Source organism: Streptomyces yongxingensis, assembly GCF_055597465.1.
Genome location: NZ_CM145717.1, coordinates 7561484 through 7579761 on the forward strand (window position 1 = coordinate 7561484; position 18278 = coordinate 7579761).

Here is an 18278-nt window from a genome sequence, read left to right on the forward strand (position 1 = left end):
CGGAGTCAATGACCCGGTGTCACCAGGCCCGACTCGTAGGCGAAGATCACCGCCTGGGCGCGGTCGCGCAGCCCCAGCTTGGCCAGCACCCGGCCGATGTGGGTCTTCACCGTCTGCTCCGCGAGCACCAGCGACTCGGCGATCTCCTGGTTGGACAGGCCACGGGCGATCAGCTCCAGCACCTCGGTCTCCCGCGGCGTCAGCCCGCTGCGCCGCAGGGCCGGGCCGTCGCGGCGCGGGGCGGGGCGCTGACGGGCGAAGTCGGCGATCAGCCGGCGGGTGACGGACGGGGCGAGCAGCGCCTCGCCCGCCGCCACCACCCGGACCGCGGAGATCAGATCGGCCGGTGGGGCGTCCTTCAGCAGAAAGCCGCTGGCCCCGGCGCGCAGCGCCTCGTAGACGTAGTCGTCCACGTCGAAGGTGGTGAGCATCAGGACCTTGGGCCGGTGGGTGACCCCGCGCGGCGGGTCCAGCAGCTGCCGGGCCGCCTCGAGCCCGTCCATCTCGGGCATCCGCACGTCCATCAGCACCACATCGGGGTGGCTGCGGCGGCTGACCGCCACGCCCTCCCGCCCGTCCGGCGCCTCGCCGACGACGTCGATATCGCTCTGCGCGGCGAGCAGGGCGGCGAACCCCGCCCGCACCATCGCCTGGTCGTCGACGATGATCACCTTGATGGTCATGACGGGTCCGTCTCTTCGAGGTCTACCAGGGGGAGGCGGGCCGCGACGCGGAAGCCGCCGTCGGGCAGCGGGCCGGTGTCGAGCATGCCGCCGACCAGCCGTACGCGCTCGACCATGCCGACGAGGCCGTGGCCGGTGCCGCTGGTCTCCAGGGGCTTGGTGGGCGCGCTGTCGGGCGGGCCGTTGACCACCAGCAGGGTCAGCGCCGAGCCGTCCTCGGCGGAGATGGCGACCCGGGTGGCGGCGCCCGGCGCGTGGCGCACCACATTGGCCAGCGCCTCCTGCACGATGCGGTACGCGGACAGCCCCACGGCCTGCGGCAGCGGTTCGAGCTCGGCCACGTCGTCCGCGATGGTCAGCGTGGTCGGTATCCCGGCCCGTACCGTCGCCTCGACCAGTTGGGGCACCTGCCGCAGCCCCGGCTGCGGCGCCCGTTCCCCGCGGGTCTCCTCGCTGCGCAACACGCCCAGCAGCCGCCGCATTTCGGCGAGCGACTCCCGGGCGGTGGCGGCGATGGTGGAGAACTCCCGCTCCGCCTCGGTGGGCAGACCGCCGATCCGGTACGGGGCGCTGTCCGCTTGCACGGTGATCACCGACATGTGGTGGGCGACCACATCGTGCAGCTCACGGGCGATCCGGGTGCGCTCCTCCAGCAGGGTGCGATGGGCCCGTTCGGCCTCGCTGATCGTCTCCTGCTCGGCCAGCCGCCGCTGGGCGTCCCCGCGCTCGCGCAGCGCCCCGGCGACGAGCAGTACCACGCCGCTGAGCACGAACAGCACCACATTGCTGCCGTTGCTCTTGTCCGGGAAGGCCATGCCGAGCGCCAGTCCCGCGGTGCCGGTGAGCAGCCACACCGCCACCAGGGTGCGGCGCGGTTCGCGCAGTGCGAGGGCGAGCAGCAGGAAGAGATAGCCGATGATGGCGCCCGGCAGCCAGGGCCACACCCGGTTCTCGAGGTGGTCCGCGGTGCCGAGCACCACCAGGGCGCAGACCAGGTCGGAGAGGAAGACGATCCACCACGCCTGGAGGGGGCGGGTGACCGACAGCAGCAGCGGGGTGGTCTGGGCGATGCCGAGTAACGTGGCGACGCCGCCGCCCACCCCGTAGTCATGGGAGAGCATCTGGGCGGTGGTGGGGACCAGGATCGTGGTGAGGACCATCGCCACGCCGTACGGCACCCTGCGCAGCCAGCTCCTGGGCGACTGGGCGAACAGCGGTGTCGCCGGATAGCTGGGCGTCACCAGGGCGCGGGCGAGGCCGCCCGCCTGCCGTCGGGCGGCCTTGGGCAGGCTCTCGTGCGCGGTGGAGGAGGCGGCGGTCGATGAGGCGCCGGCGGCCGCGCCGGCCGGTGCGGAGGAGGGACCGGACACTTACAGCTCCGCCAGCAGCTCGGCCTTCTTCGCGCTGAACTCGTCGTCGGTCAGCAGCCCGGCCGTGTGCAGCTCACCCAGGTGGCGGATGCGCTCGGCGATGTCGGCGGGGTCGCGGCGCGGGGCGGCGGTCCGGTTCGCGGCCGGGGCGCCCTCGGCGCACGGCACGGGGGAGGAGGCCCGTACGGCCTCCAGGACGGCCGCGGCGAACGGCAGTGACTGGTGGACGAGGCCGTAGCCCATCCCGAAGACGACGGCCGCCGGGTCCCGGTCGGGGCGGTCGGCGGGCTGGTCCTCGGCGGAGCGCCGCAGCAGCCGCAGATAGCCGTGGCCACCGCCCTTGGGCGAGACCTTGCCGGTGCCGTTCCTGGCCGTGCCGTCCTTGGCGGAACCCCCCTTGGTGGAACCCCCTTTGGCGGCACCGGCCTTGGCGGAGCCCTCCTTGGGGACGGTGCCCGCCGAGCCGCGGCTCTCCGGCGAACGCCACTCCACACCGGTGAGTTCGTCGATCCGGAAGCGCTGGTCCCCGACCTTCCACTTCTCCGAGGAGGCGCCGGTCCAGAACCAGCGGAAGGAGACGGCCTTGCCGTCGAAGGACGCCTTGCCGTCGTACGCCTTGAAGGACAGCGGCGGCGGGGGCACGGTCACCAGATGCGCCTCGGCCGGGATGTCCGCCTCGGGCCCGAGGGACTCGCGTATCCGCTCGGCGTAGTAGTCGGCGAGGGTCTCCCGCTCGGCCGGCAGCACCAGGCGGTACGGGTCGTACGCCTCCTTGAGCTGGCCGTCGGCGGCGTCCATCAGCGGGTCGGCGCCCGGTCTGGGCACGGCGCGCAGCACCACCGTTCCGCGTTTGCCCACGGCGAGCTCCACCCCGGACAGCGCCTCGAAGGGGATGCGGCGTTCGCCGAGCGCCTGGAGCAGCTTCGGCGTGCGGATCCCCCGTTCGAAGCGGATGAGCATGGAGTCGGTGTCGAACTCCCAGACGGTCTGAAAACCGGCCAGCACATCACCCATGCGGCTCATCGTATGCGGCGGTGGCCCGCCCGTCCCCCTTTGAGGCTACGCGCGTCACTAGAGTTTCCGGTGTTTATGTCCGGCGTCAGCGTAGCCCCGCGGTGCAGTCGTCGCCGTCGCCGCAGCTCACGGACTGGACAGCACCGATTCCCACCCGCGCGAAGTTGTCCAGGCTGGTCGTGCCCGGTTCGAAGTATCCGGCGTGTCCATCCGCGCCGTCCGCGGCCAGCACCCGGGCGCCGAAGCCGGAGGAGACCGGGTCCGCGCCATGGCCGAGCCCGCCGAACTCCAGATGCGGAATGTCCTCGATCCAGTCGCCGGAGTCGCGCATCGCCCACACCCGGGCGCTGGTGCCCAGATCGGAGACGTGGCCGGCGCGCATCCCGGGGCTGCCGGCCACCGCGATATCGGTGACCTTGGGCGGCAGATCGCGGGCGGCGACCCCGCACACCACCGAGCCGTAGCTGTGGCACATCAGCGAGACCCGGGAGAGCGAGGGCAGCCCGTTCACCAGCGCGCGCAGCCGCACCGCGCCCTGGGCGGCCAGCTTGCCGGTGGCCGCGTCCATGCCGATCCCGGCCGGGGAGGTGTAGTCGGCCCAGGCGATGACGGCGGTCTTGGCGTCCGGGGCGTCGGCCCGCTCGTTGTCGTAGAGCGCGCGGGCCATTCCGACCGTGGCGGTGTACGGGCGCCCCGTCTTCTGGAACGTCAGGATGTCGGTGTCCACGCCCGGCACCACGATGGAGACCCGGTTGGCGTGGGCGAGGTCGCCGAAGACCTCGGCGGCCCGCCCGGCGCCCGAGGGGTCGAAGGAGAGGATCTGCCGCCCGGCGCCCAGCAGGTCCTCGTAGCGGTGCATCCGGCGTGTCGCGTCCGAGCGGCCCATCGGGGTGAGCCGGGGGTCGTGCATCCGCTCGCGCTCGTCGGCGCGCGCCTGGAGCAGGGCGACGCGGTTGGCGCGGTAGCGCAGGGTCACCGGCGCGCCGTTGAGATTGCCCACGGCCAGCGGATAGCGCCGCACCACCCGGTCCGTCTGGGCCTTGGTGAGCGAGTCGAACCAGCGGCCGAGGACGCGCGGCGAGCCGTACGGGTCGGGCAGCGCGCGGCCGCCGAGCGATCCGTGGCGCCAGGCGTTCATCGAAGCGGTGAGCGCGTCCGGGGCTCCTCTGTGGCTCCGTACGGCCGTCCAGCCGGTGGTGGCGAGGAGGACGAAGACCACCGCCAGCGCGAGCAGGGCGCGCCAGGCGGTGGAACCGGGGGAGGGGGAGCCGAGCTCCGAGAAGGAAGTCACCGCGGGACACCCTAGGAGAAGCGCGACGCCGCGTGCCAAATCCCGTGACTCATATCACGTTTGAAAGCGGGAATTCTTGGGAGCTATGCCGGAATTGGTGCTATTTATCCCATTTTTCGGCGAGGGCGGGGCCCACGTAATCAAGGTGGTACGCGGTGAGGTCTCGCAATGTGGCGACGCTGTCCTCCTCACCCTCGGTCCACAGCTTCCCGGCCACCCGGATCACCCCGCCGAACATCGCGACCAGCAGCCGCGGCCGCGGGTCGGTGTCGATGTCCAGCCCCTCGCGGCGGGCGATCTCGCGCGCCAGCCGCTCCTCCATCTCCGCGGTGCGGCGCAGATGGACGGCGAGCAGGCTCGGCGTGGACTCGATCACCCGGTACATCCGCAGGTGGAGCTCGGGCGGCACCAGCTGCTCGATGGCCTCCCCGATGCTCCCCCAGGCGTCGAGGACCGCCCCGCGCAGCGCGGCCAGCGGCGCCTCGCCCGCGGGGCGCCCGCACAGGGCGGCGAAGAAGTTGGACTCGGCCGACTCCTGGCTGGCGAAGGCGACCTCCTCCTTGTTGGCGAAGTACCGGAAGAAGGTGCGCTGGGAGACCTCGACCGCCTCGGCGATCTCGTCGACCGTCGTCCGCTCGTATCCCTGACGGGTGAACAACTCCAGCGCGGAGCGCACCAGGGCGCTTCGCGTCCGCTGCTTCTTGCGCTCGCGCAGCCCGGCCGGTGGCGGCGTCGTCGTGCCCGCCACTGCCTCGTCCGTCGTCACCTATCGGCTCGCTTTCTGCCGGTCTCGGGCCGCGTCGCTGCTGATCAGGATACCTGTGACAAAAACGTCAGTTACCGGCGGATGAATCGGTTTGTCAATTGTCAGACGCTGACATTAGCCTCCGGGCATGACCTCTTCGACCACCGTCGCCGATTCGGCGCCGGAACCTCCCATAACCGTTCCCCCGAAGGGGCTTCGGGGTCATCCATGGCTGACGCTCCTCACCGTCGCCCTCGGCGTGACGATGGTCGCCCTCGACGGGACGATCGTCGCCATCGCCAACCCGGCCATCCAGAAGGACCTCGGCGCCTCGCTCGCCGATGTGCAGTGGATCACCAATGGCTATCTGCTGGCCCTCGCCGTCGCGCTGATCACGGCGGGCAAGCTGGGTGACCGCTTCGGCCACCGGCAGACCTTCCTCATCGGCGTCGTCGGCTTCGCCCTCTCCTCGGCCGCCATCGGCTTCTCCGGCGAGGTGTCGCTCGTCGTGGCGTTCCGGGTGCTGCAGGGCCTGTGCGGCGCGCTGCTGATGCCCGCGGCGCTCGGGCTGCTGCGCGCCACCTTCCCCGCCGAGAAGCTCAACATGGCGATCGGCATCTGGGGTTCGGTGATCGGCGCCTCCACCGCCGCCGGGCCCATCGTCGGCGGACTGCTCGTCGAGCACGTCAACTGGCAGTCCGTCTTCTTCATCAACGCGCCCGTCGGCGTGCTGGCCGTGGTCCTCGGACTGCTGCTCCTGGTGGACCACCGCGCCGAGAAGGCCCCGCGGTCCTTCGACCTCCCCGGCATCGTGCTGCTGTCCGGTGCGATGTTCTGCCTGATCTGGGCGCTGATCAACGCCGCCGACTGGCACTGGGGCGACCAGCGCACGCTGCTCTTCCTGGGCCTGGCGGCGGTCTGCTTCGTCGTCTTCGTCTTCTGGGAGAACCGGACGCCGGAGCCGCTGCTGCCGCTCAGCATGTTCCGCTCGGTGCCGCTGAGCGCGGGCACCGTGCTGATGGTGCTGATGGCCTTCGGCTTCATGGGCGGGCTGTTCTTCGTCACCTTCTATCTCCAGAACGTGCACGGGATGAGCCCCGTCGACAGCGGGCTGCGGCTGCTGCCGCTCACCGCGATGATGATCGTCGCCTCGCCGCTGGCCGGTGCGCTGATCACCAAGTTCGGGCCGCGGACGCCGCTGGTGGGCGCCATGATGATCACCGCCGTCTCGATGTTCGGCCTCTCCCGGCTGGACGCGGACAGCGGCGGCCTCGAGATGGCCGTGTGGTTCGCCCTGCTGGGCCTCGGCCTCGGTCCGGTCATGGTCGGCGCCACCGAGGTCATCGTCGGCAACGCCCCGATCCAGCACGCCGGTGTCGCCGGCGGCCTCCAGCAGGCCGCGATGCAGGTCGGCGGCAGCCTCGGTACGGCCGTCCTGGGCGCGGTCATGGCGGGCCGGGTGGACAGCGCGCTGCCGGAGAAGTGGGCCGACGCCGGGCTGCCGCCGATGCCCGAGGGCGCGGAGTCCAAGGCGTCGGACGCCGTCGAGGTCGGCATCGCCCCGGTCCCCAAGGGCACTCCGCCGGAGATCGCGGGCAAGATCACGGCCGTCGCGCATGACACCTTCGTGTCAGGGATGGGGCTCGCCTTCACGGTGGCCGCCGGCGTCTCGGTGGTCGCGGCCCTGGTCGCGGCCTTCACCAAGCGCGGTGAGAACGCGGACGCGTCCGGGGGCGCCGTCCACATCTGACCCCTCGCGGTCAACCCCCTATCAGGGTGGACCTTGATCGACCCCATGGTGGCGAACGGGAGCCGGCGACAGGCTGGCTCCCGTTCTGTTCTTTCCACACGGGGAGCGAAAGCGTTATGCGCACGATCATCACGGCCGCCGTCTCGGCTCTGGCCCTCACCGCCACCCTCGCCCCGGCCGCGGCGGCGGCCCGGCCGGCCGCCCCACCGCGGCTGGGGAACTGTGCCGCCGGTCAACTGTGCCTGTGGCGGAGCGGCGGCTTCACGGGGGCGCGCCAGACCCATGAACTGGCCGGCGTCGACATCGAAAGCTGTGTCCCCCTGCCGTCCGGCACCACCGCGGCTTCCCTGGCGAACCGCACGGGACGCCCGGTGACGGCCTATCAGAGCCGCGAATGCGCCGAGACGGCCGAGTTCCACACCTACCCCACCGGCTCCTGGGCCCCCGAAACCCCGTACCAGGTCCGCGCCTTCAAAATCTGGGAACGCTGACCGGCGGTCCGGGGCCCGCACTGGATCCCGCCGCTTGGGCGCGGGCCTGGGGGCTGAGTGTTCCCCGGCCCGCCCCTTCCCGAACCAGGGGCCCCGCCCCCGGACCCCCGGAAGCCCTCCGGCCGTACCCACAGGCGTCCCGCCGGACGGTGGCGGGGTCCCGCCGCCGCCAGTGGGGCCCCACCGTTCGGCGCGGCTCCGCCGCGGGCCCGGCCGAAGTGCCAGGCTCGGCGCTCTGAGCCCGACGCCCGGTGTCCGGTGTCCGGTGTCCGGGGCTGGACGGCCGGGGCCCGGGGGGCTGGGGCACCGGGGGGCCGGGGCGAGCCCCTGGACCGGGTGGCGGGAGGGCGGGGGCGGCGCCCCCGCCCTCAATTACCCCTGGCGCCTGGGGCACACGACGACGTGGGGCGGGCTGGAGGTCCAGCCCGCCCCACGTTCAGTTCGCGGTCCCGTCGTGGGCGGCTTGCTGCCGTCGCAGACGGCTACGCGTCGCCGCCTGCCGGGCCCGGGTCGGCGGCGGCCACGTCCAGGAGCTGGTAGCGGTCGATCGCCTGCTTCAGGGCCGAGCGGTCGATCTTGCCGTCGCGGGCGAGCTCCGTCAGGACGCCGAGCACGATCGACTGGGCGTCGATGTGGAAGAAGCGCCGCGCCGCGCCGCGGGTGTCGGCGAAGCCGAAGCCGTCCGCGCCCAGCGACTGGTACGTGCCGGGCACCCAGCGCGCGATCTGGTCGGGAACCGCCCGCATCCAGTCGGAGACGGCCACCTTCGGGCCCTCCACGTCCGCGAGCTTCCGGGTGACGTACGGAACGCGCTGCTCCTCCTCCGGGTGGAGCAGGTTGTGCTCCTCCACCTCGACGGCGTCCCGGCGCAGCTCGTTCCAGGACGTGGCCGACCAGACGTCCGCCTTGACGTTCCAGTCCTCGGCCAGGATGCGCTGGGCCTCCAGCGCCCACGGCACCGCGACACCGGAGGCGAGGATCTGCGCCGGTACGGAGCCCTTCTCGCCCTGCCGGAAGCGGTAGAGGCCCTTGAGGATGCCCTCGCGGTCCACGTTTTCCGGCTCGGCCGGGTGCTGGATCGGCTCGTTGTAGACGGTGAGGTAGTAGAAGACGTCCTCACTGTTCTCGCCGTACATCCGGCGCAGACCGTCCTGGACGATATGGGCGATCTCGAAGCCGAACGCCGGGTCGTACGCGACGACCGCCGGGTTGGTCGAGGCCAGCAGCTGGGAGTGGCCGTCCGCGTGCTGGAGACCCTCACCGGTCAGGGTCGTACGACCGGCGGTCGCGCCCAGAACGAAGCCGCGCGCAAGCTGGTCGGCCATCTGCCAGAACTGGTCACCGGTGCGCTGGAAGCCGAACATCGAGTAGAAGACGTAGACCGGGATCAGCGGCTCGCCATGCGTGGCGTACGCGGAGCCCGCCGCGATCAGCGAGGCCGTACAGCCCGCCTCGGAGATGCCGTCGTGCAGCATCTGACCGGTCGGCGACTCCTTGTAGGCCAGCAGCAGCTCACGGTCGACCGACTCGTACATCTGGCCCAGCGGCGAGTAGATCTTCGCCGAGGGGAAGAGCGAGTCCATGCCGAAGGTGCGGTACTCGTCGGGCGCGATCGGCACGAACCGCTTGCCGATCTCCTTGTCCCGCATCAGGTCCTTCAGCAGCCGGACGAACGCCATGGTGGTGGCGATCTGCTGCTGACCGGTGCCCTTCTTCAACGTGGCGTAGGTCTTGTCGCCCGGCAGCCGCAGCGGTTTGGCGCGCACGACACGGGTCGGCGCGTAGCCGCCCAGCGCCTTGCGGCGGTCGTGCATGTACTGGATCTCCTCCGAGTCCCGGCCCGGGTGGTAGTACGGCGGGAGGCCGGACTCCAGCTCCTTGTCCGGGATCGGCAGGTGCAGCCGGTCGCGGAAGCGCTTGAGGTCGTCGACCGTCAGCTTCTTCATCTGGTGGGTCGCGTTGCGGCCCTCGAAGTTCGGGCCGAGCGTCCAGCCCTTGACGGTCTGCGCGAGGATCACCGTCGGCTGGCCCTTGTGGGCCTTGGCCGCCGAGTACGCCGCGTAGATCTTCTTGTGGTCGTGACCGCCGCGGCCCAGGTGCAGGATCTGGTCGTCGGTCATGCCCTCGACCATCTTGCGCAGCCGCTGGTCGTCACCGAAGAAGTGGTCGCGGATGTAGGCGCCGGTCTCGGTCGCGTACGTCTGGAACTGACCGTCCGGCGTCGTGTTCAGCCGGTTGACCAGGATGCCGTCGCGGTCCTGCGCCAGCAGCGGGTCCCAGGTGCGGTCCCAGACCAGCTTGATCACGTTCCAGCCGGCGCCGCGGAACTGCGACTCCAGCTCCTGGATGATCTTGCCGTTGCCGCGCACCGGGCCGTCGAGCCGCTGGAGGTTGCAGTTGACCACGAAGGTCAGGTTGTCCAGGCCCTCACGGGCGGCCAGGGAGAGCTGGCCGAGCGACTCCGGCTCGTCCATCTCGCCGTCGCCCAGGAACGCCCAGACGTGGGAGTTGGAGGTGTCGGCGATGCCGCGCGCCTCCATATAGCGGTTCATCCGCGCCTGGAAGATCGCGCCGAGCGGGCCCAGGCCCATGGAGACCGTCGGGAACTCCCAGAAGTCCGGCATCGACCGTGGGTGCGGGTAGCTGGACAGCGCGTGACCGAGCTTGGACTTCTCCTGACGGAATCCGTCCAGATGGTCCTCGCTCAGCCGGTCGAGCAGGAAGGCGCGGGCGTAGATGCCGGGGGAGGCATGGCCCTGGAAGAAGATCTGGTCGCCGCTGTCGTGGTCCTTGCCGCGGAAGAAGTGGTTGAAGCCCACGTCGTACAGCGAGGCGGACGAGGCGAAGGTGGCGATGTGGCCACCGACCCCGATGCCCGGGCGCTGCGCCCGGGAGACCATCACCGCCGCGTTCCAGCGGGTCGCGTTGAGGATCTTGCGCTCGATCTCCTCGTTGCCGGGGAAGAACGGCTCGTCCTTGGTGGCGATGGTGTTGACGTAGTCCGTGCTGCGCATCTCGGGCACGGCGACGCGCTTCTCGCGGGCGCGCTCGATCAGGCGAAGCATCAGGTAGCGGGCACGTTCCCGGCCTCGCTCATCGACGGCTGCGTCGAGCGAGTCGAGCCATTCCTGGGTCTCTTCGGGATCGAAGTCCGGGACCTGGCTGGGAAGGCCGCCAATGATGATCGGGTTGCGATCGGATCCGGAAGCCACGCTATTCCTTCGCTTTTCGGTCGTGCGGTGCACGGAGATGGATTCGTGCTCTGCTGCTGTCGCGCCGTTCTCCATCGTGTACCTCGGGTACGGGATACGTCACCTCTACCCAGCGGTAACCATCACCAGGCGAGACGGGCGCTTCGGCGGCCGTCTCACGTGCGACGGCCGAATCGCAACCTTACGCCCACGACCGGGGTCGTCTGCGTACGACCGTTCGGCACGGGAGCGGCGTAGGGTGGCTAGACACACACGTAAGCCGGACATCCTCGGGCAATCCGGTCAGCCGCGCGCCGTTGCGCGTCGTTCCTCCATGATGGGAGTTGCGGCGACACGTCAACGTTTGGGCGGGATCGCTGGCCGGGTACTTGCGCGATCCGCCCGGCCCGTGTGGACTACGCCCAAGCCCTCGCGTACGCGCGCGGGGCGCACAGACTCGAAGAGTGAATGCAAGATGACAGGAGGCAATCCGTGAGCGCGACCGCGGACCACGCGGAGGAGCGGACCAACCCTGCCGCGAGGCTGGGTTTCCAGCCCGAACAGGTGGTCCAGGAGATCGGCTACGACGACGATGTCGACCAGGAGCTCCGCGAGTCCATCGAGGAGATCACCGGCCAGGAGCTCGTCGACGAGGAGTACGACGATGTGGCCGATGCCGTTGTGCTGTGGTTCCGGGAGGACGACGGCGATCTGACGGACGCGCTGGTGGACGCCATCCAGATGATCGACGACGGCGCACCGGTCTGGCTGCTGACGCCCAAGACCGGCCGTGACGGCTATGTCGAGCCGAGCGACATCAATGAGGCGGCGACCACTGCCGGCCTGTCCCAGACCAAGAGCTTCAACGCGGGCAAGGACTGGACGGGCAGCCGTCTGGTCACCCCCAAAGCCGCGCGCAGCGGCAAGCGCTGAGGCCGGCGAATCCACACCCCAGAGCCCCCCTCCGTATCCCTACGGAGGGGGGCTCTGAGCGTAGGCTGGGCCGCGCACCGCATGATCAATTCGAACCTTGATCATTCCGAACAAGATCTTTCCGAACGTGAGTGAAGGGATGGCTCCCATGGCGATAGAGGTCGGCGCGAAGGCCCCCGACTTCCAGCTGAAGAACCAGCACGGCGAGTCGGTCAGGCTCTCCGACTTCCGGGGCGAGAAGAACGTCGTGCTCCTCTTCTACCCGTTCGCCTTCACCGGCGTGTGCACCGGCGAGCTGTGCGCGCTCCGTGACGAGCTGCCGACGTTCGTCAACGACGACGTCCAGCTGCTGGCGGTCTCCAACGACTCGCCCTTCAGCCTGCGGGTCTTCGCCGAGCAGGAGGGCCTTGAGTACCCCCTGCTGTCGGACTTCTGGCCGCACGGCGAGACCAGCCGCGCCTACGGCGTCTTCGACGAGGACAAGGGCTGCGCGGTGCGCGGCACCTTCGTGATCGACAAGGAGGGCGTGGTGCGCTGGACGGTCGTCAACGGCCTGCCCGACGCCCGGGACCTGAACGACTACGCCAAGGCCCTGGAAGCCCTGTAGCCAAGGCCCGCGAAACCCTGTAGCGGCCGGGAACCGCTCACTAGGATCGACGCGTTGATCCTGATGGGAAACCTTTGATGAAGGGGCACGCAGTGCTCCTGACGAACCTTTTTTGGGAGGACTCGTGGGAGTCAGCCTCAGCAAGGGCGGCAACGTCTCGCTGACCAAGGAAGCCCCGAACCTGACCGCGGTCATCGTGGGTCTCGGCTGGGACGCCCGCACCACCACGGGCACGGACTTCGACCTCGACGCCAGCGCCCTGCTGACCAACGCCGAGGGCAAGGTCGGCAACGACCAGAACTTCGTCTTCTTCAACAACCTCAAGAGCCCCGACGGCTCCGTCGAGCACACCGGTGACAACCTCACCGGTGAGGGCGAGGGCGACGACGAGCAGATCAAGGTGAACCTGGCGGGTGTCCCCGCCGATGTCGCCAAGATCGTCTTCCCGGTGTCGATCTACGACGCCGAGACCCGTCAGCAGAGCTTCGGCCAGGTGCGCAACGCGTTCATCCGCGTGGTGAACCAGGCCGACGGCAATGAGCTCGCCCGCTACGACCTCTCCGAGGACGCCTCGACCGAGACCGCCATGGTCTTCGGCGAGCTGTACCGGAACGGTGCGGAGTGGAAGTTCCGCGCCATCGGACAGGGGTACGCCTCGGGTCTGCGCGGCATCGCGCAGGACTTCGGCGTCAACGTCTGAGCGACGTCCGAGCGGGCCGTCGCAGGCGGCCGAAGGCCGTCGACAGGGCACATCATTCCGGCGCCGCACCCCCCGCGCCCCAGGGGCAGGGGTGCGGCGCCGGACGCGTATCACCCACGCAACACCCGGGGAGGAAACAGCATCATGGGCGTCACACTCGCCAAGGGGGGCAATGTCTCCCTCTCCAAAGCCGCTCCGAATCTCACGCAGGTGCTCATCGGTCTGGGCTGGGACGCGCGCTCCACCACCGGAGCGCCGTTCGACCTCGACGCCAGCGCCCTGCTGTGCCGGTCGGGGCGGGTGCTCGGCGATGAGTACTTCATCTTCTACAACAACCTCAAGAGCCCCGAGGGCTCCGTCGAGCACACCGGCGACAACCTCACCGGCGAGGGCGAGGGTGACGACGAGTCCCTGCTGATCGATCTGAGCAAGGTCCCGACCGAGGTCGACAAGATCGTCTTCCCGGTCTCGATCCATGAGGCCGAGGCCAGGCGCCAGACGTTCGGGCAGGTCAGCAACGCCTTCATCCGGGTGGTGAACCAGGCGGACGGCCAGGAGCTGGCCCGCTACGACCTCTCCGAGGACGCCTCCGGCGAGACCGCGATGATCTTCGGCGAGGTCTATCGCTACGGCGGCGAATGGAAGTTCAGGGCCGTGGGGCAGGGGTACGCGTCGGGTCTGCGAGGCATCGCTCTAGACTTCGGAGTCAACGTTTCGTAAAACCGCGTAAAGCGCGCGGGGGAGACCTTACGACGAAGGATTGGGTAGGCAGTGCTCCTGAAAACCTTTGGTTGGTCGTTCGCCGTCACGGTGATCGGTCTGGCCCTGGCCGGCGTCCTCTGGGGGTGGCAGGGGCTCGCCATCGTCGGGATCCTCTCGATCCTGGAGATCTCGCTCTCATTCGACAACGCGGTCATCAACGCGGGCATTCTGCGCAAGATGAACGCCTTCTGGCAGAAGATCTTCCTGACCGTCGGCATCCTGGTCGCCGTCTTCGGCATGCGGCTGGTCTTCCCGGTGATCATCGTCGCCGTCACGGCCAAGATGAGCCCCATCGAGGCCGTCGATCTCGCGATCAACGACAAGAACCAGTACGAACACCTGGTCACGGCGGCACATCCGGCGATCGCGGCCTTCGGTGGGGTCTTCCTGCTGATGATCTTCCTCGACTTCATCTTCGAGGAGCGGGACATCAGGTGGCTGGGGTGGCTGGAGAAGCCGCTCGCCAAGCTGGGCAAGCTGGACACGTTCTCGATCGTGGTCGCCCTGGTCGTGCTGCTGGTCACGGCCACCACCGTGGCCACCGACGTGGCCCACGGCGGCGGTGACAAGAGCGCCACCGTCCTGTTGTCCGGCGTCGCCGGTCTGCTCACGTATCTGATCGTCGGCGGTATCTCCGGCTACTTCGAGGACAAGCTCGAAGAGGAGGAGGACGAAGACGAGGACGACGAGGCCGGTGAGGCCGGGGGCGAGGACGGCGAGGGCGCGAAGGCCGCCACGAACGCCCAGCTCAACGGAAGCGGCGGCCGTGGCTCCGGCGGCGCCACCGTGGTCGGCCTGGCCGGCAAGGCCGCGTTCTTCCTCTTCCTCTACCTCGAGGTCATCGACGCGTCCTTCTCCTTCGACGGGGTCATCGGCGCCTTCGCGGTCACCAACGACATCTTCGAGATGGCGCTGGGCCTGGGCATCGGCGCCATGTACATCCGGTCGCTGACCGTCTTCCTGGTCCGCAGGGGCACCCTGGACGACTACGTCTACCTGGAGCACGGCGCGCACTACGCGATCGGCGCACTGGCCGTGATCCTGCTGGCCACGATCAAGTACGAGATCAACGAGGTCATCACCGGCCTGGTGGGCGTGGTGCTGATCGCCGCCTCGTACTGGTCCTCGGTGGTGCGCAACCGCCGGGAGGCGGCCGCCGGGGAGGATTCGGAGGCCAAGACGGAAGTCACCTCCGGAGTCTGACCGCCGGGAGTGTGACGCGGCGGCGTTTGAGGAACGCTCTGAGCGGGGCGGCCGAGGTCTTCCGACCTCCCGGCCGCCCCGCGGCAGTTGAGCGGTTTGACGGGCGGCTTGTTGGGCTGCTTCCCGGGCAGCCTTCTGGCAGCTTCGGGGCAGCGAGCGACGAAGGGTGGGGGTGCGCACCATGGCGTTCTGGAGCAACTGGGGACGGTCCGCATGGCGTCAGTTCGACAGCGGTGACGCGTCCGGTGTGGTCGAGCTGACCAAGCGGCATTCGACGATCTCGCTGACCAAACAGGGGGCCGCCACCGGCAATCTGCGCATCAACCTCTCCTGGCAGATGCGCACCTCGGACTTGGGCAGCAGGCCGAGGCGTGGCTCGCTGCGCCATCCGCTGCAGATGTTCAAGCCCGAGCCGGTGCAGGCCCAGGGACCCGCGTTGGTCAATGTCGACCTCGACCTCGCGGTGATGTACGAGCTGAAGAGCGGCTCCAAGGGCGTGGTGCAGCCGCTGGGCGAGTTCTTCGGCAATCTCAACGAGCCGCCGTACGTCAAGCTCAGCGGCGACGACCGGTTCGGCTCCGGGTCCGGTGAGACGGTCTACGTCAACATGGACCACAAGGACGACATCAAGCGACTGCTCGTCTTCGTCTACATCTACGACGGCACCCCCGCCTTCGACCGCACCCACGGCCTGGTCACGCTCTATCCCAGCAATGGGCCGCGGGTGGAGATCGCCCTCGACGAGCGCGCCCCGCAGGCGCGCTCCTGCGCCGTCGTGCTGATCGAGAACGTCAAGGGCGAGATGATGGTCCGCCGCGAGGTGAAGTACGTCTACGGCTTCCAGGCGGAGCTGGACCGGCTGTACGGCTGGGGCCTCCAGTGGGGCCGGGGCTACAAGTCCAAGGTGTGACTCCGGTCCGCCCTGCGGCCCCCGCCTCCGCCTGTCCTCATCGGCTCTGGAACTGCGGGCCCTGCGGTGGCAGGACGAAATGGGGGTCCGGCACCTGGACGGGGATCGGCGGCGGGGGCGGCGGCACCGGCCCCGTCGGCTGCACCTGCTGCGGATAGCCGTACGCGGGGGGCTGCGGATAGCCGTATCCCGGCTGCGGCTGCGGCTGCGGCTGCGGGGGCGGATAGCCATAGCCGGGCTGCGCCGGGGGCTGGGCGGGCGGCTGCGGATATCCCGTGCCCGGGGCCTGCGGGGGCGGGGGCGGCACCTGAGACGGCACATAGGCGTAGCCGCTGTCGCCCTGCGCGGCAGCGGGGTGCATGGGCTGGGTGCGGTGCGGATCCCAGGGGTCGGGCGACACCGGGTGCGGATAGCCGTACGCCGGAGGATGGGCCTGGGTCGTCGCGTCGGACGGCGGCGGGGGCGGGGTGCCGGGGGCCGAAGGGGCTGCGGGGGCCGGGGCGGCCGCGGGCTCAGGGGCGGGGGCCGGGGCTTCCGGAGCCGAGGGCTCGGCAGCGGCGATGGCCTCCGGCTCGGCCGCGGCGTCGTCCTCCGAGCCGCCCTCGCCGTCCTCCACCGAGATCCCGTACTGCGTGGCCAGCCCGACCAGCCCCGACTCATAGCCCTGCCCCAGGGCCCGGAACTTCCAGCCGTCGCCGCGCCGGTAGACCTCACCGCAGATCAGCGCGGTCTCCTTGCCGGTGTCCGGCAGCACCGCGAAGATCGCGACCGGCTCGGCGTCCGCGTCGTCCGGCGCACCGGGCGAGGCGTCGTACAGCAGCAGGCTCAGATCCCGTACCTGCCCGAAGGTGCCGCCGTCGGCGGACGCGGCGATCACCACCCGGCGCACCTCCGGCTCCAGCCCGATCAGCTCGGCCTCGATGGTGTCCGTCAGCGTGTCCTGGTTCGGCTTCTTGGGCAGATGCCGGACCAGTCCCGAGGGGTGCTGCGGCTGGTTGTAGAAGACGAAGTCCTCGTCCGAGCGCACCCGGTCGTCCGGCCCCAGCAGCAGCGCCGAGGCGTCCACGTCGGGTACGTCCGTGCCGGGGGTCCAGCGCAGCACCGCGCGTATGGCCGTGGCCTCCAGCGGGATGTTCGATCCCTTCAGCATCGCCTGCGTCATGGCGGCAATCCTGCCTTCCCGGTGGGTGCGGGGACAACGCAGGGTACGCGGCGGGCGGCGGTGCGGGGGTGGTACGGGGCGGCAGGGCGGGCATGCCGGACACCACGCGGACGCACATGGGTTACGTGATTTTCACGCCCTTGGGGAACTTTTGACCCATGGCCACACGTACGATTATCGGCCAACCGCGGGTCAACGTGACCGAGGCGGCGTACCGGCAGTGCGGGGAGTTGTATGCGGCATTTCGAACATCTGCCGGTCGAGGTGCGAGCGAACCTGTTCCACCGGGAGCCCGGTGAATTCAGCGTGGACTCGCCCGCCGGGACGCTGGCCGTCGCCCTCGGCGCCACCCTGTACTGCCCGGCGACCCGGCCCCGGCTCGCCGAGGACATCGTCAAACAGGCAGGTCGCGGCGTGGTCTCCATGGTGCTGTGCCTGGAGGACTCCATCGACGACGCCGACGTGGCGGGCGCGGAGGAGAACCTCGTACGGCAGCTCGCGAAGCTGTCCGGGCGCGGTTCCGGCACCTCGCTGCCGCTGCTCTTCATCCGGGTCCGCACCCCCGAGCAGATCGTCGATCTCGTCTCCCGGCTCGGAGCGGGTGTGCGGCTGCTGTCCGGATTCGTACTGCCGAAGTTCACCGAGGAGCGTGGCGGGGCCTTTCTCGAGGCGCTGATGTCGGCCGAAACCGCGCAGGTGACCGAGGAGTTGGGCGGACGACGGCTGTTCGCGATGCCGGTCCTCGAATCGCCGGAGCTGATGCACCGCGAAACGCGCACCGACAGCCTGAGCGGCATCAGCCGGATTGTCGACAAGTACCGGGAGCGGGTGCTGGCGCTGCGCCTCGGGGTCACCGATCTGTGCTCGGCGTACGGGCTGCGCAGGGCGCCGGACATGACCGCCTACGACGTCCAGCTGGTCGCGTCCGTGATCGCGGACGTGGTGAACATGCTGGGCCGGGCCGATGGCACGGGCTTCACGATCACCGGGCCGGTGTGGGAGTACTTCAAACCGCATGAGCGGATGTTCAAGCCGCAGCTGCGGATCAGCCCCTTCAGCAGCGGCCGCGCCGAGTCGCTGCGCACCGCGCTGATCGAGCACCACATGGACGGGCTGCTGCGCGAGATCGAACTGGACCGGGCCAACGGTCTCCAGGGCAAGACCTGCATCCACCCCAGCCATGTGGCCCCGGTGCACGCGCTCTCCGTCGTCAGCCACGAGGAGTTCAGCGACGCGGTGGACATCCTCGAGCCGCAGCGCTGCGGGGGCGGTGTGCTGCGCTCCTCGTACACCAACAAAATGAACGAGGTGAAGCCGCACCGGGCCTGGGCCGAGCGGACCCTGCGGCGCGCGGAGGTCTTCGGGGTGGCCCGGGAGGACGTGAGCTTCGTGGAGCTGCTGGCGGCGAGCCTGCGGACGTAGGCGAACCGGGCCCGGTACGGGCCCGGGGACGAGGAACGATGGAA

16 protein-coding genes are annotated in these 18278 nt (G+C 70.0%); 9 read left to right on the forward strand and 7 right to left on the reverse strand.

The window, feature by feature from the left end:
• Nucleotides 1-5 precede the first annotated feature (5 nt).
• From ACZ6TD_RS32220 to ACZ6TD_RS32240, 5 genes are all read right to left on the reverse strand, one after another.
• Nucleotides 6-683, reverse strand: a complete 678-nt coding sequence (locus tag ACZ6TD_RS32220; RefSeq protein ID WP_471343749.1) for a response regulator — start codon at nucleotides 681-683, stop codon at nucleotides 6-8.
• Nucleotides 680-2053 carry a sensor histidine kinase gene (locus tag ACZ6TD_RS32225; RefSeq protein ID WP_471343751.1) on the reverse strand — a complete coding sequence of 458 codons (1374 nt, stop codon included), beginning with the start codon at nucleotides 2051-2053 and terminating at the stop codon, nucleotides 680-682. The genes ACZ6TD_RS32220 and ACZ6TD_RS32225 overlap by 4 nt, the downstream gene beginning before the upstream one ends.
• Nucleotides 2054-3067, reverse strand: coding sequence for a DUF4429 domain-containing protein (locus ACZ6TD_RS32230; RefSeq protein WP_471343753.1), 1014 nt, complete (start codon nucleotides 3065-3067; stop codon nucleotides 2054-2056).
• Between the two features lie 85 nt (nucleotides 3068-3152).
• Nucleotides 3153-4358, reverse strand: coding sequence for an alpha/beta hydrolase (locus ACZ6TD_RS32235; protein ID WP_471343754.1), 1206 nt, complete (start codon nucleotides 4356-4358; stop codon nucleotides 3153-3155).
• A gap of 100 nt (nucleotides 4359-4458) precedes the next feature.
• On the reverse strand, nucleotides 4459-5124 hold the full coding sequence (locus ACZ6TD_RS32240) for a TetR family transcriptional regulator (RefSeq protein WP_471343756.1): 666 nt from the start codon (nucleotides 5122-5124) through the stop codon (nucleotides 4459-4461).
• Between the two features lie 127 nt (nucleotides 5125-5251).
• Between ACZ6TD_RS32240 and ACZ6TD_RS32245 the strand changes: the two genes are divergently transcribed.
• Together ACZ6TD_RS32245 and ACZ6TD_RS32250 are read left to right on the forward strand one after the other, a co-directional pair.
• Nucleotides 5252-6853 (forward strand): MFS transporter, encoded by a 1602-nt coding sequence (locus tag ACZ6TD_RS32245; RefSeq protein WP_471343758.1) that lies wholly within the window; start codon nucleotides 5252-5254, stop codon nucleotides 6851-6853.
• A gap of 116 nt (nucleotides 6854-6969) precedes the next feature.
• Entirely contained in the window at nucleotides 6970-7344 is a 375-nt protein-coding gene (locus ACZ6TD_RS32250) for a peptidase inhibitor family I36 protein (protein ID WP_471343759.1), read from the forward strand.
• A 482-nt stretch (nucleotides 7345-7826) separates the two neighbouring features.
• Here the strand turns inward: ACZ6TD_RS32250 and aceE are convergent, their stop codons facing one another.
• On the reverse strand, nucleotides 7827-10556 hold the full coding sequence (aceE, locus tag ACZ6TD_RS32255) for a pyruvate dehydrogenase (acetyl-transferring), homodimeric type (RefSeq protein WP_471343761.1): 2730 nt from the start codon (nucleotides 10554-10556) through the stop codon (nucleotides 7827-7829).
• A gap of 471 nt (nucleotides 10557-11027) precedes the next feature.
• Between aceE and ACZ6TD_RS32260 the strand changes: the two genes are divergently transcribed.
• The 6 genes from ACZ6TD_RS32260 (at nucleotide 11028) to ACZ6TD_RS32285 (ending at nucleotide 15650) form a co-directional block, all read left to right on the forward strand.
• Complete coding sequence (locus ACZ6TD_RS32260) at nucleotides 11028-11468, forward strand: DUF3052 domain-containing protein (protein ID WP_014060347.1); 441 nt, start codon at nucleotides 11028-11030, stop codon at nucleotides 11466-11468.
• A gap of 148 nt (nucleotides 11469-11616) precedes the next feature.
• Nucleotides 11617-12075, forward strand: a complete 459-nt coding sequence (locus tag ACZ6TD_RS32265; protein ID WP_137977789.1) for a peroxiredoxin — start codon at nucleotides 11617-11619, stop codon at nucleotides 12073-12075.
• Between the two features lie 124 nt (nucleotides 12076-12199).
• Nucleotides 12200-12775 (forward strand): TerD family protein, encoded by a 576-nt coding sequence (locus ACZ6TD_RS32270; protein ID WP_471343763.1) that lies wholly within the window; start codon nucleotides 12200-12202, stop codon nucleotides 12773-12775.
• Nucleotides 12776-12919: 144 nt separating this feature from the next.
• Nucleotides 12920-13495: a TerD family protein gene (locus tag ACZ6TD_RS32275; protein WP_471343764.1), complete on the forward strand. Its 576-nt coding sequence runs from the start codon at nucleotides 12920-12922 to the stop codon at nucleotides 13493-13495.
• Nucleotides 13496-13546: 51 nt separating this feature from the next.
• Nucleotides 13547-14740 (forward strand): DUF475 domain-containing protein, encoded by a 1194-nt coding sequence (locus tag ACZ6TD_RS32280; protein WP_471343765.1) that lies wholly within the window; start codon nucleotides 13547-13549, stop codon nucleotides 14738-14740.
• A gap of 181 nt (nucleotides 14741-14921) precedes the next feature.
• Nucleotides 14922-15650: a TerD family protein gene (locus ACZ6TD_RS32285; RefSeq protein WP_471343766.1), complete on the forward strand. Its 729-nt coding sequence runs from the start codon at nucleotides 14922-14924 to the stop codon at nucleotides 15648-15650.
• 37 nt (nucleotides 15651-15687) lie between these two features.
• Here the strand turns inward: ACZ6TD_RS32285 and ACZ6TD_RS32290 are convergent, their stop codons facing one another.
• Nucleotides 15688-16812, reverse strand: a complete 1125-nt coding sequence (locus tag ACZ6TD_RS32290; protein ID WP_471343768.1) for a TerD family protein — start codon at nucleotides 16810-16812, stop codon at nucleotides 15688-15690.
• Between the two features lie 234 nt (nucleotides 16813-17046).
• On the opposite strand from ACZ6TD_RS32290, the gene ACZ6TD_RS32295 reads away from it, so the two are divergent.
• Nucleotides 17047-18234, forward strand: a complete 1188-nt coding sequence (locus tag ACZ6TD_RS32295; RefSeq protein ID WP_471343770.1) for an HpcH/HpaI aldolase/citrate lyase family protein — start codon at nucleotides 17047-17049, stop codon at nucleotides 18232-18234.
• Nucleotides 18235-18278 lie beyond the last annotated feature (44 nt).

What these genes read in the sequence shown, in the direction of transcription:
- ACZ6TD_RS32220 (WP_471343749.1), bottom strand. Translation starts at nt 683, where the DNA reads ATGACCATCAAGGTGATCATCGTCGACGACCAGGCGATGGTGCGGGCG.
- ACZ6TD_RS32230 (WP_471343753.1), bottom strand. Translation starts at nt 3,067, where the DNA reads ATGGGTGATGTGCTGGCCGGTTTTCAGACCGTCTGGGAGTTCGACACC.
- ACZ6TD_RS32245 (WP_471343758.1), top strand. Translation starts at nt 5,252, where the DNA reads ATGACCTCTTCGACCACCGTCGCCGATTCGGCGCCGGAACCTCCCATA.
- ACZ6TD_RS32250 (WP_471343759.1), top strand. Translation starts at nt 6,970, where the DNA reads ATGCGCACGATCATCACGGCCGCCGTCTCGGCTCTGGCCCTCACCGCC.
- ACZ6TD_RS32265 (WP_137977789.1), top strand. Translation starts at nt 11,617, where the DNA reads ATGGCGATAGAGGTCGGCGCGAAGGCCCCCGACTTCCAGCTGAAGAAC.
- ACZ6TD_RS32275 (WP_471343764.1), top strand. Translation starts at nt 12,920, where the DNA reads ATGGGCGTCACACTCGCCAAGGGGGGCAATGTCTCCCTCTCCAAAGCC.
- ACZ6TD_RS32285 (WP_471343766.1), top strand. Translation starts at nt 14,922, where the DNA reads ATGGCGTTCTGGAGCAACTGGGGACGGTCCGCATGGCGTCAGTTCGAC.
- ACZ6TD_RS32290 (WP_471343768.1), bottom strand. Translation starts at nt 16,812, where the DNA reads ATGACGCAGGCGATGCTGAAGGGATCGAACATCCCGCTGGAGGCCACG.
- ACZ6TD_RS32295 (WP_471343770.1), top strand. Translation starts at nt 17,047, where the DNA reads ATGCGGCATTTCGAACATCTGCCGGTCGAGGTGCGAGCGAACCTGTTC.